Annotated in this window: 15 protein-coding genes; 6 read left to right on the top strand and 9 right to left on the bottom strand. The window is 58.4% G+C overall.

Annotated features, from left to right (window positions below):
- The first annotated feature begins 76 nt into the window (after positions 1-76).
- From ACLEXF_RS16655 to ACLEXF_RS16640, 4 genes are read left to right on the top strand one after another with little or no spacing between them, the layout of a single operon-like run.
- The gene (locus ACLEXF_RS16655) at positions 77-967 is read left to right on the top strand and encodes a carbohydrate ABC transporter permease (RefSeq protein ID WP_004205419.1); all 891 of its coding nucleotides are present in this window, start codon (positions 77-79) and stop codon (positions 965-967) included.
- Entirely contained in the window at positions 960-1,862 is a 903-nt protein-coding gene (locus ACLEXF_RS16650) for a carbohydrate ABC transporter permease (protein ID WP_119620965.1), read from the top strand. The genes ACLEXF_RS16655 and ACLEXF_RS16650 overlap by 8 nt, the downstream gene beginning before the upstream one ends.
- A 12-nt stretch (positions 1,863-1,874) precedes the next feature.
- A complete protein-coding gene (locus ACLEXF_RS16645; protein WP_004205417.1) occupies positions 1,875-3,002 on the top strand; it encodes an ABC transporter ATP-binding protein in 1,128 nt (375 codons plus the stop codon).
- A gap of 16 nt (positions 3,003-3,018) precedes the next feature.
- Positions 3,019-4,305, top strand: a complete 1,287-nt coding sequence (locus tag ACLEXF_RS16640; protein ID WP_004205415.1) for an ABC transporter substrate-binding protein — start codon at positions 3,019-3,021, stop codon at positions 4,303-4,305.
- Positions 4,306-4,376: 71 nt separating this feature from the next.
- Here ACLEXF_RS16640 and ACLEXF_RS16635 read toward each other — a convergent pair whose 3' ends face one another.
- From ACLEXF_RS16635 to ACLEXF_RS16620, 4 genes are all read right to left on the bottom strand, one after another.
- Complete coding sequence (locus tag ACLEXF_RS16635; protein WP_049004100.1) at positions 4,377-5,720, bottom strand: carbohydrate porin; 1,344 nt, start codon at positions 5,718-5,720, stop codon at positions 4,377-4,379.
- A gap of 121 nt (positions 5,721-5,841) precedes the next feature.
- Entirely contained in the window at positions 5,842-7,275 is a 1,434-nt protein-coding gene (locus tag ACLEXF_RS16630; protein ID WP_325950003.1) for a glycoside hydrolase family 32 protein, read from the bottom strand.
- Positions 7,276-7,294: 19 nt separating this feature from the next.
- Positions 7,295-8,536 (bottom strand): MFS transporter, encoded by a 1,242-nt coding sequence (locus ACLEXF_RS16625; RefSeq protein WP_004205406.1) that lies wholly within the window; start codon positions 8,534-8,536, stop codon positions 7,295-7,297.
- A gap of 12 nt (positions 8,537-8,548) precedes the next feature.
- Entirely contained in the window at positions 8,549-8,683 is a 135-nt protein-coding gene (locus tag ACLEXF_RS16620; RefSeq protein WP_017899252.1) for a hypothetical protein, read from the bottom strand.
- A gap of 94 nt (positions 8,684-8,777) precedes the next feature.
- Between ACLEXF_RS16620 and ACLEXF_RS16615 the strand changes: the two genes are divergently transcribed.
- On the top strand, positions 8,778-9,773 hold the full coding sequence (locus ACLEXF_RS16615) for a LacI family DNA-binding transcriptional regulator (protein ID WP_064150848.1): 996 nt from the start codon (positions 8,778-8,780) through the stop codon (positions 9,771-9,773).
- Here the strand turns inward: ACLEXF_RS16615 and araE are convergent.
- Positions 9,770-11,191, bottom strand: a complete 1,422-nt coding sequence (araE, locus tag ACLEXF_RS16610; protein ID WP_064150849.1) for an arabinose-proton symporter AraE — start codon at positions 11,189-11,191, stop codon at positions 9,770-9,772. The genes ACLEXF_RS16615 and araE overlap by 4 nt on opposite strands.
- 296 nt (positions 11,192-11,487) lie before the next feature.
- The gene (gene kduD / locus ACLEXF_RS16605) at positions 11,488-12,249 is read right to left on the bottom strand and encodes a 2-dehydro-3-deoxy-D-gluconate 5-dehydrogenase KduD (RefSeq protein WP_012540639.1); all 762 of its coding nucleotides are present in this window, start codon (positions 12,247-12,249) and stop codon (positions 11,488-11,490) included.
- Between the two features lie 483 nt (positions 12,250-12,732).
- Between kduD and ACLEXF_RS16600 the strand changes: the two genes are divergently transcribed.
- Entirely contained in the window at positions 12,733-13,908 is a 1,176-nt protein-coding gene (locus ACLEXF_RS16600; RefSeq protein WP_004205399.1) for an oligogalacturonate lyase family protein, read from the top strand.
- A 134-nt stretch (positions 13,909-14,042) separates the two neighbouring features.
- Here ACLEXF_RS16600 and ompK26 read toward each other — a convergent pair whose 3' ends face one another.
- The 3 genes from ompK26 to ACLEXF_RS16585 all read right to left on the bottom strand — a co-directional run bounded on the left by ompK26 (position 14,043) and on the right by ACLEXF_RS16585 (position 17,152).
- On the bottom strand, positions 14,043-14,738 hold the full coding sequence (gene ompK26, locus ACLEXF_RS16595) for a KdgM family porin OmpK26 (protein ID WP_004205398.1): 696 nt from the start codon (positions 14,736-14,738) through the stop codon (positions 14,043-14,045).
- A 248-nt stretch (positions 14,739-14,986) separates the two neighbouring features.
- Positions 14,987-16,165 (bottom strand): acetyl-CoA C-acetyltransferase, encoded by a 1,179-nt coding sequence (locus ACLEXF_RS16590; RefSeq protein ID WP_004205397.1) that lies wholly within the window; start codon positions 16,163-16,165, stop codon positions 14,987-14,989.
- A 117-nt stretch (positions 16,166-16,282) separates the two neighbouring features.
- Positions 16,283-17,152, bottom strand: a complete 870-nt coding sequence (locus tag ACLEXF_RS16585) for a LysR family transcriptional regulator (RefSeq protein ID WP_004205395.1) — start codon at positions 17,150-17,152, stop codon at positions 16,283-16,285.
- Between the last annotated feature and the right edge of the window lie 4 nt (positions 17,153-17,156).

Genomic DNA, 17,156 nt, shown 5'->3' with positions numbered 1-17,156 from the left:
GCGTTGGTCGCGGCAAAAGGCCGACAGCGCCGCGTCACCCGATCCGTATTACAACTCGTAAGCCAGGTAGGTATGTATGAATGAAAACAAGCTGCTGGGATTGGCATGGATATCGCCCTATATCATCGGGCTGATTGTCTTTACTGCTTTTCCTTTTGTTTCATCTTTCTTTCTCAGTTTTACTGAGTACGACTTGATGAGTCCGCCGGTATTTAACGGCATTGAAAACTATCGCTATATGTTGACCGAGGATAGCCTGTTCTGGAAATCGATGGGGGTGACCTTTGCCTACGTCTTTTTAACCATCCCCTTAAAACTGGCTTTCGCCCTCGGCATTGCCTTTGTGCTCAATTTCAAACTTCGCGGCATCGGCTTTTTCCGAACCGCCTACTACATCCCGTCGATCCTCGGCAGCTCGGTGGCGATTGCCGTGCTGTGGCGCGCCCTGTTCGCCATTGACGGCCTGCTGAACAGCTTTCTCGCCGTCTTTGGCATCGATGCCGTCAACTGGCTGGGGGAACCCTCGCTGGCTTTAATGTCGGTCACCCTGCTGCGCGTCTGGCAGTTTGGCTCCGCGATGGTCATCTTCCTCGCCGCCCTGCAGAACGTCCCGCAGTCGCAGTATGAGGCGGCAATGATCGACGGCGCCTCGAAGTGGCAGATGTTTATGAAGGTCACCGTGCCGCTGATCACCCCGGTGATTTTCTTCAACTTTATTATGCAGACTACCCAGGCGTTCCAGGAGTTTACCGGCCCGTACGTGATAACCGGCGGCGGCCCGACCTATTACACCTACCTGTTCTCGCTCTACATCTACGATACCGCCTTTAAGTACTTCGACATGGGCTATGGCGCCGCGCTGGCGTGGGTGCTGTTCCTCGTCGTGGCGGTCTTTGCGTCGATCGCCTTTAAGTCATCGAAATACTGGGTCTTCTACTCCGCCGATAAGGGAGGCAAAAATGGCTGATATTCAACAGATGGCGCTGGTGATGAGCGACGCCGATCGTGAGGTCGCCCGTACGCTGCGCCGGGAAAAAGTGAGCCGGGTGGTGCGCTACGTCGTGCTGATATTCGTCGGCCTGCTGATGCTCTACCCGCTGGCGTGGATGTTCTCCGCCTCGTTCAAGCCGAACCATGAGATCTTCACCACCCTCGGGCTGTGGCCGACCCACGCCACCTGGGACGGGTTTATCAACGGCTGGAAGACCGGCACCGAATACCATTTCGGCCACTATATGCTGAACACCTTTAAGTATGTGATCCCGAAGGTGGTGTTAACCATCATCTCCTCCACCATCGTGGCGTACGGCTTTGCGCGCTTTGAGATCCCGTGGAAGAAGTTCTGGTTCGCGACGCTCATCACCACCATGCTGCTGCCGAGCACCGTCCTGCTGATCCCGCAGTACCTGATGTTCCGTGAAATGGGAATGCTGAACAGCTATCTGCCGCTCTATCTGCCGCTGGCCTTCGCCACCCAGGGATTCTTTGTCTTTATGCTGATCCAGTTTCTGCGCGGCGTCCCGCGGGATATGGAAGAGGCGGCGCAGATCGACGGCTGCAACTCCATCCAGGTGCTGTGGTATGTGGTGGTGCCGATCCTCAAGCCGGCCATTATCTCGGTGGCGCTGTTCCAGTTCATGTGGTCGATGAACGACTTTATCGGTCCGCTGATCTACGTCTACAGCGTCGATAAGTATCCCATCGCGCTGGCGCTAAAAATGTCTATCGACGTCACGGAAGGCGCGCCGTGGAACGAAATTCTGGCAATGGCGAGCATCTCCATTCTGCCGTCCATCATCGTCTTCTTCCTGGCTCAACGCTACTTCGTGCAGGGCGTGACCAGCAGCGGAATCAAAGGTTAAGAGGGAAATATCATGGCTGAAGTGATTTTCAACAAACTGGAAAAAGTTTACTCCAACGGGTTTAAAGCGGTGCATGGTATCGACCTGAAGATTGCCGATGGCGAATTTATGGTGATCGTCGGCCCTTCCGGCTGCGCCAAATCGACCACCCTGCGCATGCTGGCGGGTCTGGAGACCATCAGCGGCGGCGAGGTGCGGATCGGCGACAAGATCGTCAACAACCTGGCGCCTAAATCCCGTGGTATTGCGATGGTGTTCCAGAACTACGCTCTCTATCCGCATATGACGGTGAGGGAAAACCTCGCCTTCGGCCTGAAGCTGAGCAAGCTGCCCAAGGCGCAGATTGATCGGCAGGTGGAGGAAGCGGCGAAAATCCTCGAACTGGAGGAGCTGCTGGAACGTCTGCCGCGCCAGCTCTCCGGCGGCCAGGCGCAGCGCGTGGCGGTGGGCCGGGCGATCGTCAAAAAACCGGACGTCTTCCTGTTCGACGAGCCGCTCTCCAACCTGGACGCCAAGCTGCGCGCCTCGATGCGCATCCGCATTTCCGATCTGCATAAGCAGTTGAAAAAATCCGGTAAACCGGCGACCACCGTCTACGTTACCCACGATCAGACGGAAGCGATGACCATGGGCGACCGCATCTGCGTGATGAAGCTCGGCCACATTATGCAGGTCGATACCCCGGACAACCTTTACCACCAGCCGAAAAATATGTTTGTCGCCGGCTTTATCGGCGCGCCGGAAATGAATATTCGCCCCAGCCAGCTGGTTGAGCATGACGGCCGCCTGTGCCTGACCCTTGGCGACCAGCGCCTGCCGTTGAACGACCGTCTGGCGGAGAAAGTCGGCGCCTATCAGCATCAGGAGGTGTTCTACGGGGTCCGCCCGGAATTCGTGTCGCTCTCCGACGCACCGTTCGCCGAAGGCAGCTGCATGGGCGAGATGGTGCGGGTGGAAAACATGGGTCATGAGTTCTTTGTCTATCTGCAGGTCGCGGGCTACGAGCTGACCGCTCGCGTGCCGTCGGACGATGCGAAGCCGATGATTGCTAAGGGACTGAATCGAAAAGTCTATTTCACCTTTGATCTTAACAAGTGTCACATCTTTGACGCCAAAACCGAACAGAACCTCTCTCTGTGAACCCTGGAGCATAACAATGAAAAACGTGCTGATAAGCGCCACCCTCTCCGCCACCCTGGGCCTTAGCGCCTTCTCCTCGCTGGCGCAGGATGTCGACCTGCGCATGTCCTGGTGGGGGGGCAATGGCCGCCATCAGGTGACCCTCAAGGCGCTGGAGGCTTTTCACCAGCAATATCCTGATATCAATGTCAAAGCGGAATATACCGGTTGGGACGGCCATCTTTCGCGCCTGACCACCCAGATAGCCGGCGGCACCGAGCCTGACGTGATGCAGACCAACTGGAACTGGCTGCCGATCTTTTCGAAAAATGGCGATGGCTTTTACGATCTCAATACCCTGAAAGACGAGATCGATCTCAGCCAGTTTGACGCCAAAGAGCTGCAGTCCACCACGGTCAACGGCAAGCTCAACGGCATCCCGGTGTCGGTCACCGCCCGCGTTTTCTACTTTAACGACGAAGCGTGGAAAAAGGCGGGCATCCCCTTCCCGAAAACCTGGGATGAACTGCTGGCGGCGGGAAAAACTTTCGAAAGCAAACTCGGGAAACAGTACTACCCGGTGGTGCTTGAGCACCAGGACGTGCTGGCCCTGCTCAACTCTTACATGGTGCAAAAATACAACCAGCCGGCCATCGATGAGAAGGGCCGCAAATTCTCCTACAGCAAAGCGCAGTGGGCGGACTTCTTCGGCATGTATAAGAAGCTTATCGACAGCCATGTGATGCCGGACACCCGCTACTATGCCTCGTTCGGCAAGAGCAACATGTACGAGATGAAGCCGTGGATCCAGGGTGAATGGGGCGGGACCTACATGTGGAACTCCACCATCAATAAATATTCCGACAATCTGAAGCCGCCGGCGAAGCTGGTGCTGGGGGAATACCCGATGCTCCCCGGCGCCACCGATGCCGGACTGTTCTTCAAGCCTGCGCAGATGCTGTCCATTGGCAAATCGACGAAAAACCCGCAGGCGGCGGCGAAATTGATTAACTTCCTGCTGAACAGTAAAGAAGGGGTGGATATTCTGGGTCTGGAGCGTGGCGTGCCGCTGAGCAAAGCGGCGGTCACCTACCTGACCGAGGACGGGATCATCAAAGCCGACGATCCGGCGGTGTCCGGCCTGAAGCTGGCGCAATCCCTGCCCACCACCCTGCCGGTCTCGCCGTACTTCGACGACCCACAGATCGTCGCCCAGTTCGGCACCACCCTGCAGTACATCGACTACGGTAAAAAGTCGGTGGAAGAAGCGGCCGAGGACTTCCAGCGCCAGACCGACCGCATTCTGCGCCGCGCGATGCGTTAACCTGCCCACCTGAACTCTCCCGCGGCGTCCGCCGCGGGAGAGCCTGCCTGAGTATCCTGTCAGAAGAAATATCAGAAGAAATATTTAAAGCGCACCCGGGCGCCATAGCGTTCGTCGGGATTCCCGCTCTTCGCCGCCGTGGAATCGAGCCACGAGGCGTAGGCGCCAAGGTAAATATTGAAGTTCGGCATCGCCATAATATTCGGCAACTGCCAGGATGTATGCACGGTATGGATGTCATAGCGCCCCGGCGCGAGGATTGCGCAGTCGCCATCGCACTCGCCATTCACCCCGGCCATGTTGAACTGATCGATTTTGTTATGCGCGTAGATATAGCCCAGCTCCACGCGATGCCACAGGGCATTGATTCCGGCGCTGAAGTCGGTTTCATCCGCCGCGTCCAGCAGGGCAGTACTCAGATTGACCACCGCCCCATCGTGCGGATCGCTTTTCAGGGTGTTCCAGCTCATGGTCATCCCGTAGCCGGTGCGGTTTGACTGGTCGACCCAGCGCCCGCTCTGACTCTGATAGCCGTAGGCGTTGTTGACGAGGTTGCTCTCTATCGCTGCCGCCGCCGACCACGCGCCGGACTGCCACACCGCCACCGGCCGCACGTACACTACGTTTTTGCGGTTTTCCAGCGCATTACCGTGATAGTTCTGATCGACAAACAGCGAACTGCCGTCCTCCACCAGGGTATTGACCTCGAAATACCAGTTATCTACGGTTTTGCTGAACAGGAGGTTGCCGCCGCTGCTGCTGCGCCCGCGCCCCTCTTTCATCATGTAAATATAGCCATAGCCGTCGGAATAAAGGTCGTTGGCGGTATTTCCTGAATATTCAATAAAGGTATCCTGATTCAGGGGGAACATATCCCAGGCTTCAAAGCGGCCTATTTTTATTTTCCAGTCATCCTGCTGACCAAAGAAAAATACCGCATCGTCGAGATTCATTTTGCCATCCATATCCGCCAGCGGCTGCACGCTGAATCCGGCATATTTCCCGTCGTCGCCATTACGTCTGCCATCAAAACCCAGCAGAATACGGCCATTAATATCCCAGCGTTCTTTCTCGCCGGGCGCCCAACTTTTATTCGCGCTGGTTTTGACCGACGTCAGGCTACCGGTGCGGCTGGCGCCATCAAGATTAAATTCGACGTCGCCATAAAATTTTAATTCGCCATTGTCGTTCAGCTGCAGGCGCGGCGTAGCCGGCGCCGCGCGGGCGACCGTCGTGGCCTGCTGCTGGCCTTTCAGCGTCTTAATCTCCGCCTCTGCGCTGGCGGCGCGCGCCTCCGTCGCCTTCAGCCGCTGCTCCATTTGCGCCAGCCGCTCTTCCAGCGATAACGGCGCCTGCGCCATCGCCTGTGGCAGATACAGAGACGTGAGAAAACACCCGACCCAGATTTTATTCATCGGTAAACCCTTTTATTATGGAATGAACTGAATTTTTTATTAATGGGTAATGCACGACGATACAGGCAATAATAACCCGCCCATCGTCAAAGACGGGTTATTAACGACAACAGCCTTTTTATTATTCGAGCTGCCAGGCTCCGGCTTCGGTTAATGCCGCCGAACCGCTCCAGGCAAATAACGCTAATTCACGGCGGGGAGCCTGCGGATAGATACGGCTGCTCAGGCAGGCCTCGCCGTCATTGACAAAAACCTCCACCGAAGAGCTATCGAAAAATATCCGCAGATTGAGATCCGCCCCGGCGGTCAACGGTACGCTGCGCGTCCCGCACAGGCCATACTGCGGATAATGCCGCTCCAGCACCAGACGCTGCTGTTGGGCATCCACGTAGAGGCGCAGGCCATCGCCAAAGCGCAGACCATACTGCTCGGCGCTGCTGCTGGCGCAGTTCCAGCGCAGGTTGACCTCCATCGCCTCGCAGTTGTCGACCATCGTGGTCTGCTGATTGTTCAGGGTGCTTACCGGCCACGGGAACCAGGCGCCGCGCAGGCTCTCCACTTCTTTCGCCGGGCGCATCTGCAGGCGGTTATCCGCGCTCAGGCTCAGCTCGCGCGGCAGGGAGAGCATGCCCGCCCAGCCGTCCTGCTGCTCCGGCAGCGGCGATTCCCACATATCCAGCCAGCCAATCACGATCCGCCGGCCATCGGGGGTGGCGAAGCTTTGCGGCGCATAGAAATCGTGGCCGTGATCCATCTCCGTGAACTCGCCGTGACGGACGAATCGCTGCCCCGGCTGCCACTCGCCGATCAGATAGCCGCTCTGGAACAGGTTGCGGTTGCGGAACCCCTCGGCCTGCATCCCCTGCGGGGAAAACATCAGGACGCGTTTGCCGTTGAGGGTGAAGAAGTCCGGGCACTCCCACATATAGCCCATGGTACTTTCCGCTTCATCCAGCACCCCCGCGTCCTGCCACTGGCGCAGATCGGCTGAACGGTACAGCCGTACCTGACCGGTGTCGCCTTCGCGCGCGCCGACGATCATGTACCAGCTGTCTCCCTCCCGCCAGACCTTCGGGTCGCGGAAATGGTGCATGCCCGGCGGAGTGTCGACCACCATCCCCTGGCGCTCGAAGTGGATCCCGTCCCGGCTGGTGGCCAGGCACTGTACCTGATACAGATTGGCTTCGTCGCCAGAGTCGCCGTGGAATTTATGCCCGGTGTAAATCAGCGCCAGGGTATCGCCATCGACCACCGCCGAGCCGGAGAAGCAGCCGTCTTTATCCTCCGGCCCCTCCGGCGCCAGGGCCACCGGCAGATGCTCCCAGTGCACCAGATCCTTGCTCCGCGCATGCCCCCAGTGCATCGGCCCCCACTGGGTGGAGTACGGGTGATGTTGATAAAAAGCATGGTACCAGCCGTCGAACCACACCAGACCGTTTGGGTCGTTGATCCACCCGGCGCGGGCCGCCAGGTGATAGTGCGGATACCAGCGCAGATTGAGCGCCTGGCGTTGTGTCTGGAGTACCTGTTCAGCCCTGGAGATTGTGTAAGTCATCGTTTTCACTCTTTTTGATTCAGATAGCGGTAGGTTGCGACATCAGCGGATCGGCGGAGGATTTGCCGGAGCGCAACAAGAAGATGGAAATAAAGGTGGTGCAGAACACCAGCAGGCCCATGATCAGATAGGACTGGGCGAAGCCATATTTTTCATAGCTGTAGCCCGCCAGCGGCGACAATACGCTGGCGATAATCGAGCTGGTGCAGGCGAAGCCCACCAGATAGAGGGTGGAGGAGAGGCGTTTATCGAAGTTGATGCTGTTGTACTTAAAGATAGCCACCAGCAGTATCGGCAGCTCCACCGCGTGCAGCAGTTTGGTGATGGAGATCAGCAGCGGCCCCTCCACCAGGCCGGAGGCCACCATGCGCATCGCCATCACCATGCCGGCGAAAATCAGACCGTTTTTGGCCCCGATGCGGTTCACCAGCCACGGCGCGCAGAACATGCCGGCCGCCTCGAGGAACACCTGGAAGGAGTTAAGGTAGCCATACATCTCATTGCCTTCCTGCAGGGTCGCGAACTGCGATGAGAAATAGACCGGGAACTGCTGGTCATAGACGCCGTAGATGCAGGTGCCGATGACGAAGAAGACCAGCGCCCAGAAGCGCGGCAGCGTCAGCAGGCGCAGCGCATCTTCCAGGGTCACCTTGCCGCCTGAAACCGCCTCCTGCATCGCATGCGGTGCCGAGGAGACGCGCAGCCGGGCCAGCAGAATAAAAAACACCAGTCCGGAGCAGCTGGCGACGAGGAAGTTAAGCTGCGGGTTGATGTTAAACAGCAGACCGGCGAAGAAGGTGGCCACCGCCCAGCCCAGCGAGCCCCACATCCGCGCCCTGCCGAATTCAAACTGGCTCTGGCGCGCCACGCGCTCGGTATAGGATTCCAGCACGCCAATGCCGCCGTTAAAGGTCAAGCCGATGTAGATCCCGCCGAAGATGCTGCCCAGCAGGACGTTAATTTTCAGCAGATGGCCGAACAGCAGATACGCCGGACCGGAGAGGATCAGCAGCGCGGTGATATACCAGAGCAGATGTTTGCGCAGCCCCAGCTTATCCTGGATAAAGCCATAGCAAACTTGCGCAAACAGCGCGGAAACCGACAGCACGGCGTAGATGATACCGGTATCGCCGGCCTTCAGCCCCACCTCCTGGTGCAGCCAGATGGAAAGCAAGGAGCCGGATGACGACCAGGTCACGAAAAAGAAAAACAGTAAGGCACTGAGCAACGGGTAGCTGTGTGAGTGATGCGCTTTCATCATGACATTCTCGTGTTAGAGGAATGCAATTATGGTAACGTTAACAAAAAACAAAGCGCAGAGGGATTCGCTGCGATATATGATGTTAATCACAAAAGTTAACGTTAACATAATGAAGATGCGATCGCGATCAAAAATCAACCGCAACATCGCTCACGACGGCGTTAGCAGAAAATCGTTTCACGCTTTTACATCAGCGACTTAGTTGTATAGCCTGTACTCTGCAGCAATGGCGGAGGAAAAAATGGCATCCCTGAAAGATGTAGCAAAACTGGCGAATGTATCTCTGATGACCGTCTCACGGGCGCTGAACACCCCGGAGCGGCTCAAGCCGGAGACGCTGGCCCGCGTGCAGGCCGCCATCGCCGAAACCAACTACGTCCCCGACCTCTCGGCGAAAAAGATCCGCGGGGCGCGGGCCACCCCCAGCACCATCGGCGTGCTGGCGCTGGATACCGTCACCACGCCCTTTTCGGTGGAAATCACCCTGTCGATCGAAGAAACGGCCCGCGCCCACGGCTGGAACAGCTTTGTGGTCAATATGTTTTCTGACGATCGGCCGGAAGCAGTGGTCGACCTGCTCCTCTCCCACCGTCCGGACGGCATCATCTTTACCACCATGGGCCTGCGTCAGGTGCCGCTGCCGGACAAACTGCTGACCCTGCCCTGCGTGCTGGCTAACTGCGAAAGCCTCAGCCAGCCGGTGGCCAGCTATATCCCGGACGATGAACAGGGCCAGTACGACGCGGTAAAAGCCCTGCTTGCCGCCGGCTATCGTTGTCCGCTGTGCCTGCACTTACCCGCCAGCCAGCTGGCGACAATCCGCCGCCGCCAGGGGCTGGAGCGCGCCTGCCGGGAGGCGGGCATCGAACCGGAGAGCCTGACCCACTCGTATATGGCCCAGGGCGATGAGCATTACCACGATATTCCCGCGGTGGTGCTGGCGCATATCCGCGAGGGTAAACCCGGCTTCGACTCGGTGATCTGCGGTAACGATCGCATCGCCTTTATGGTCTATCAGACGCTGCTGGGCCAGGGGTTACGCATTCCACAGGACGTGGCGGTGGTGGGATACGACAATATGGTGGGCATTGGCGATCTGTTTCTGCCGCCGCTCTCCACGGTGCAGCTGCCGCACTACGACATCGGGCGCCTGAGCGCCCTGCATATCATTCACGGCGACAACCATCGGGAGACGCGCAAGGTCGCCAGCCCGTGGTTGCCGCGCGCCTCGCATTAACGGTTACCGATATTGCGCAGCTTCTCGCCCGCCATCAGGTTGCGCTCAATGTGTTCAAGGCTGACATTTTTGGTCTCCGGGATCAGCCAGAAGGTGACGCCGATAAAGGCCACGTTGAGCACCGTGTAGAGCCAGAAGGTCCCGGCGGCGCCGATCGCGTCAAGCAGCGTCAGGAAGGTGGCGCCGATGATCATGTTCGACACCCAGTTGGTGGTGGTGGAGCAGGTGATGCCGAAGTCGCGGCATTTCAGCGGCTGGATCTCGGAGCAGAGGATCCACACCACCGGCGCCGCGCTCATCGCATACCCGGCAATACACATCATGGTCATGCCGACGGAAAGCCAGGAGAGGCCGCTGGAGGCGGTGCCATTGTCGAACTGCATCAGGCAGTAGCCAAGCACCAGGGTGCCCAGCGCCATCACGCTGAAGCCGATTTTCAGCGCCGGCTTGCGGCCTGCTTTATCCACCGTGAACACCGCGATAAAGGTGGCAAACATAAAGGTCAGGCCCACCACCAGGGTGGCGATCATCTGCTGTTCGGTAGTGGTAAAACCCGCCATTTTGAAAATACGCGGGGCGTAGTACATGATGATGTTCATGCCGGTGAACTGCTGCATCGCCTGCAGCAGCATGCCAAGGAACACCGCCCGGCGTACGTTACGATTGACCTTGAACAACGCCCAGCCGCCCTGCTTCAGCTTCAGGCTTTCGCGGATCTCGTTAAGCTCAGCGCGCGCCTTCTCCGAGGTATCGCGCAGCATCCGCAGCACCTCTTCCGCTTCGATATGGCGCCCTTTCTCCGCCAGCCAGCGCGGGCTGTTCGGCAGAAAGACGACCAGAACGATCAGGATCACCGCCGGCAGCGCCAGCACGCCCAGCATGGCGCGCCAGTTACCGCTGTAGCTAAAGGCGGTATCGGAAAGAAACGCCAGCACAATGCCGAGGGTCACCATCAGCTGATACATACTGATCATTTTGCCGCGCACGTTCTCGCTGGCCATTTCGGAGAGGTACAGCGGCGCGGTGTAAGAGGCGATCCCAACGGCCACCCCCAACACCACGCGGGCCACCAGCAGCACTTCGACGCTGGCGGCAAAAGCGGAGCCGATAGAGCCGGCGACAAAGAGCACAGCCCCCGCCATCAGGCTATATTTGCGGCCAAGGCGGAACGACAGCCAGCCGTTAAACAGCGCGCCTATCGCCGCCCCCAGCATCATGCTGCTGACCACCCACTCCTGAAGCTGGCTGGATAAGGTGAAGTGGTCGGTAATAAAGGGCAGCGCCCCGGATATCACGCCGATATCCAGGCCAAAGAGCAACCCCGCCACCGCCGCGGCGATAGAAACAAACCAGTTCATCCGCCGGGTGTCACGTTGCGCCCGCGGCGTTAATGCAGAGTCGTTACTGATTGAAGTCATTTTTATTCCTGCCACACAGAGAAAGACATAGGACGAAAGTACGTGACTGGCGGAGGAGTTTGTCAGGCTGGATACGCCAAAGATATGGACTATTTTGCTGGCAAGATGGGTTTTGTGATGGACATTAAAGTTTCAACGTAACGAAAAATTCGTTTCGCATCGTTAATAACCCTGTTCATACAGGGCGGTAACATTAATTCTGCATTATGGAATATGGACGATCCTCATTTTACGGTATGGACAATAATTGCTCAGACGGCCGGAGCGGTGTGTGCCGCGCCGGCCGTCGCCGTCGGTTAGCGCGCCAGCCAGCCGCCGTCCACCGCCACCGTGTAGCCATTGATGTAATCGGAGGCTGGGGAAGCGAGGAAGACCACCGGCCCCATCAGGTCGGCCGGCAGGCCCCAGCGCCCGGCGGGAATGCGGTCGAGGATTTCGCTACTGCGCTGCTCGTCAGCGCGCAGCTGCTGGGTGTTATTGGTCGCCATATACCCCGGGGCGATGGCGTTGACATTGATATTGTGTTTAGCCCACTCGTTGGCCAGCAGGCGGGTAACGCCCATCACCGCGCTTTTGGACGCGGTATACGACGGCACACGGATCCCGCCCTGGAACGACAGCATCGAGGCGATGTTAATGATCTTCCCGCCGCTGCCCTGGGCGATAAAGTGCTTCGCCGCCGCCTGGGACATGAAAAATACGCTCTTGATGTTGAGGTTCATCACGTCGTCCCAGTCCTTTTCGCTGAACGCCAGCGCGTCCTCGCGGCGGATCAGGCCGGCATTGTTGACCAGAATATCAATATGGCCAAACTCCGCCACCGCCCGCTCCAGCAGCTGAGGGATACCGTCGATCTGGCGCAGGTCGGCAGTCAGGCTGAGAAAGCGGCGTCCCAGCGCCGTCACCCGCTCGATGGTTTCCACCGGCTCGACAATATTGATACCGACGATATCGCAGCCCGCTTCCGCCAGCCCGAGGGCCATCCCCTGACCTAAACCGGTATCGCATCCGCTCACGACGGCCACTTTTCCCTGCAGGGAGAATGCATCAAGAATCATAATGTGTTCCTTAGTCGTTCAGAGCCTGCAGTATGCAGGCAAGGTTCTCTCGGCCCGGCTCGCGCCGGCGGCGCGACTGAGCGTGGGGCGAACTCACGGGCATAGCCCATCATAAAAATAAAACAGAGTTCCGTTTTACTGATGGGTGCCATCTTAGCCCCGCCCTCTGTCATTTTCAATGATATTTAAAACGTTGTTTCATTTTTTATGACGCCGATTACAAAAAAAGAAAACGCGAACGGATCCGGTAACCCACGCCGGACAGGAAGCGGTTTTAAAAGGATGATGATTCAATCGGTTGTCCGGAGAGGCGGCCAAAGTGAGGCCAGCAGGCCGCAGAAGATGCAGGAATTACGCTGAACTGCGTGGGATATCACAAATAATGAAACCTTGTTTTGATAAATTGACACCCATCTTTTAAAACACATCACTCAGCGACACGCCTCTGGTCCAGCGGCATCGCAGGAAAGAAAGGAGCACTACATGGCTAAAGGCATGCGGGTCAAACTGAATTACCACGTCAGCCGCGATCCGGATACCGGGGCGGAAGTCACCCGCTTAACCCCCCCGGAGGTCACCTGTCATCGCAACTACTTCTATCAGAAGTGCTTTTTTAACGATGGCAGCCATTTACTGTTCGCCGGCGAGTTTGACGGCCACTGGAACTACTATCTGCTGAATATCGCCAGCGCCGAAGCCGTCCAGCTGACGGAAGGCGCCGGGGATAACACCTTCGGCGGCTTCCTCTCCCCGGACGATAAGTCACTCTATTACGTGAAAAATGACCGTACCCTGCTGGAGGTGAACCTCACCACCCTCGCCGAGCGTGAAGTTTACCGCGTCAGCGAGGCGTGGGTCGGCTATGGCACCTGGGTGGCAAACAGCGATTGCAGCAAACTGGTAGGCATTGAGATTGCGAAAAGCGACTGGACGCCGCTCAACGACTGGCAGATTTTCCATGACTTCTTCCACAAAGGACCGCATTGCCGCCTGCTGCGCGTCGACCTGTGCAGCGGTGAGAGCCAGGTGATCCATGAGGAAAAAATCTGGCTGGGACACCCGATCTATCGTCCCTTCGACGACCATACCGTCGCCTTCTGCCATGAAGGGCCGCACGATCTGGTTGACGCCCGCATGTGGCTGGTCAATGAAGATGGCAGCAACGTGCGTAAAGTCAAAGCGCATGCCCCGGGGGAAAGCTGCACCCATGAATTCTGGGTCCCGGACGGTTCAGCGCTGATCTACGTCTCCTATCTGAAAGGCCAGCAGGGGCGGACGATCTATCGCTTTGATCCGGAGAGCGGCGTCAACGAGGCCCTGATGACGATGCCCGCCTGCTCGCATCTGATGAGCAATTTCGACGGTACGCTGCTGGTGGGCGATGGATCAGGCACGCCGGTGGATGTCAAAGATACCGGCGGCTACTCCATTGATAACGATCCTTATCTGTACGTCTTTAACGTGGCGGAGAAGCGCTACTTCCGCGTCGCGCGCCATGATACCTCGTGGGCGACGGTGGCCAACAGCCGCCAGGTGACGCACCCGCACCCCTCGTTTACGCCGGACGACAGCGCCATTCTGTTCAGCTCTGATAAAGACGGCAAGCCGGCCATCTATATCGCGAAATTACCTGACCATCCGCCGATGCTGAGCGCCTGAGCCCCGGCGAACGTTTTTCTGTAACTGGCCTTGCCCTCCTTCGCGGAGGGCTTTTTTTTGTTCCCCCGCTTTGGCCCATAAAAAACCCCGGCTGACGGCGCCGGGGAAAACAGACGATGAGGGCCTGATGGAAATCAGAATGAGTAAGCCACCCCGACGCGGAAACGGGTCTGGCGATCGCTGCGGTCATTCACGCCGACGTTGCCGATTTCACCATACGGCGACCAGTTGTTATCCAGCTTATAGGCCACCTTCACGTTATATTCCTGCGAGTAGGGTTTGTTGTCGTTGCGGTTCACCCCTTCCGAACTGCGGGCATAGACATAGTTCAGCTCGGTGCGCCAGTCGCCGAGAGCAAACCCGGCCCACGCGTCGCCGCGATTCACCTTGTCATCATCTTTGCCGGCATCATTCGGATAGCGGGTGTACTCATAGCGATAGCGAGCGGCGACATAGAAGCCATTGTCGAAACTGTATTGTACGTGCAGGTGCGGCTTGTAGATGGAGCGGCTGTCGTTGCTCTCTATGGTAAACCCGGGGGTGAGGAACAGGTTCGATGTCGCTTTCCAGCGCCAGCTGATGGTGTCTTCATGGCCGTTGCCCACCACGTCCGAATAGGGTTGCGAACCGTTGTCGCCGCCTGAACGCCATTTGGCCTCTACGGTAAAGCCTAGCCCGTTGGCGAAGCGGTGGGACACCGAGACGCGGTCAGCATTGCTTTTATCGCTCTTGCCGCCATCAATAAATTCATGACGTAAATCTATCGTGACCGCGGTTGCCGCAAAAGACATACCGCAGAGGGCGGCCAGAACCAGAGATCGTTTCAACATAGGGTACCCCTTATAATAAATAAAATGTCATTTCGTTTTTATGAAACGTTATTTTATTTTTTAAGCACCTTAGTTTTAGTGACCAGGATCGTAGTTATTTGTTTCAAAAAAGGTGGCACAACAAGACGTGACGGAGCTCAATAAATTGGCGGTGGGTGAGGGAAATACGGGAGAAAAAAGAGGGGTCGGCAAAGCGCGGCGCATAAAAAAGGCCTCCCGCAGGAGGCCATGGAAATCGACATGCAGCGCTACGCGCGTTCTACCGCCAGCGCCACGCCCTGACCGCCGCCGATGCACAGCGTCGCCAGCCCTTTACGCGCATCGCGCTTGATCATTTCATGCACCAGCGACACCAGAATCCGACAGCCGGAGGCGCCGATGGGGTGGCCGAGGGCGATCGCGCCGCCGTTAACGTTGACCCGTCGCTCATCCCACTCCAGTACCCGGCCAACGGAGATAGCCTGAGCGGCAAAGGCCTCATTGGCTTCGATCAGATCGACGTCGTCCAGCCGCCAGCCGGCCCGCTCAAGACAGCGACGAGTGGCGTGCACCGGCGCGATGCCCATCAGCGCCGGATCGACGCCGACACTGGCGAAGGCGCGGATCCGCGCAAGGATCGGCAGCCCCAGCGCCTCGGCTTTCGCCTCACTCATCATCATCACCGCCGCCGCGCCGTCATTGATGCTGGAGGCGTTGCCGGCGGTTACCGATCCGAGACGATCGAAGGTAGGCTGCAGGCTGGCCAGCCCTTCCGCGCTGGCATCCACCCGCGGTTGTTCATCGGTATCCACGGTGCGCGCCGCGCCGTTATGCTCGGTAACGACCGGGACAATCTCATCGCGAAAGCGTCCGGAATCAATCGCCTTGCGCGCTTTCTGCTGCGAGCTGAGCGCCCAGGCGTCCTGCAGTTCGCGGCTGATGCCATATTCCCGGGCGAGGTTCTCCGCCGTGACGCCCATATGATAATCGTTGAAGGCGTCCCACAGGCCGTCATGGACCAGGCTGTCAATCAGCTGGCTGTTGCCCAGCTGGGCGCCGGTGCGGCTGTCGGTGAGGACATGCGGAGCGCGGCTCATGTTCTCCTGGCCGCCGGCGATCACCACGTCCGCCTCCCCGCACTGGATCGCCTGGGTGGCGAGGTGCAGGGCTTTCAGGCCGGAACCGCAGACGTCGTTAATGGTGATCGCCGATACGGTGTTGGGCAACCCGCCGCGAATAGCAGACTGACGGGCCGGGTTTTGCCCGGTTCCCGCGGTCAGCACCTGGCCGAGGATCACCTCATCCACGCTCTGCGGATCGATTCCCGTCTTCTCCACCAGCGCCTTCACCACCACGCTGCCCAGCTCAACGGCTGAATGGCGCGATAACGCGCCCTGAAAGCAGCCAATCGGCGTACGTAGCGCCCCGACGATCACGACATCCTTCATCCTCTACCCCTGCCCGTGCTTTTGCGCAAAGAAACAGCGATATACTAGATAATTGTTATCAAAAAACTTTGTAATTGTTTAAAAAAGTGAAGCCAATCACAAAGAAATAGCTATTCGTTAACGCTCACGCCGCTGCAGATGCTGACGCAGCCAGCTGCCGGCCGCCCCGGGCGGCGCTTTCTTATTCCACAGCAGATCCACCGAAATCGCCCGCGGCCAGCCGGGGATATCGAGCGCCACCAGTCCGCCCTGCGGCGCAAACTCCGCCACCAGCGCACAGGGCAGAATGCACCAGCCGAAGCCCTGCACCGCCATGCTGAGCAGCAGCAGGTAGTTTGGCGCCGACCAGACCTGCCCGGCGGCAGGCTCCGTCGCGCTGGCCAGAAAGGTGCTCAAACGCAGCTCGCGCCAGCTGCGCAGCTCATCCCAGACAACCTTGCCCTGCCCCGCCAGCGGATGGTCAGGCGCCACGTAAATGCCCATCGCCGTCTGCAGCGGCAGGCGGGTGCTGCCGATATCGGTCGGGTAGCGCTCTCTCGCCTCAATCAGTCCCACCTGGGCGCGGGATTTTTGCAGGAGATCGATCACGTCCTCATCTTCGCCAATCAAGCATTCAAATTCGGTATGAGGGAAGCGGCGGTCAAACTGCACAAGCAGATCTTCCAGCACGTCCGGGTGCAGGGTGTCCGAGAGCACAAAGGTCAGCCGCGGCTCCGTCTCGCCGGACAGCGATACCGCCAGCTCATCCAGCCGCTCGCTGGCGGCGAGGATCGCTTTGACATAGCTCAGCACCTGCTCCCCCTGCGGCGTCAGCGTCGGCTGCCGCGTTGCCCGATCGAAGAGAGTCACCCCGAGGTCAGCCTCCAGGTTGGCGATAGCGGTACTGATCGTCGACTGGCTTTTGCGCAGGCGACGGGCGGCGGCGGAGAACGACCCGCTGTCAACGGCCTCGACAAAGGCGGTTAACGCTTCCGGTGAATAACGCATGATG

This window comes from Klebsiella pneumoniae complex sp. WS1778 (genome assembly GCF_049472055.1).
Lineage (GTDB): Bacteria > Pseudomonadota > Gammaproteobacteria > Enterobacterales > Enterobacteriaceae > Klebsiella > Klebsiella quasipneumoniae.
Note: the sequence above shows the minus strand (reverse complement) of the source record. Positions and strands in the feature narration are given on the sequence as shown.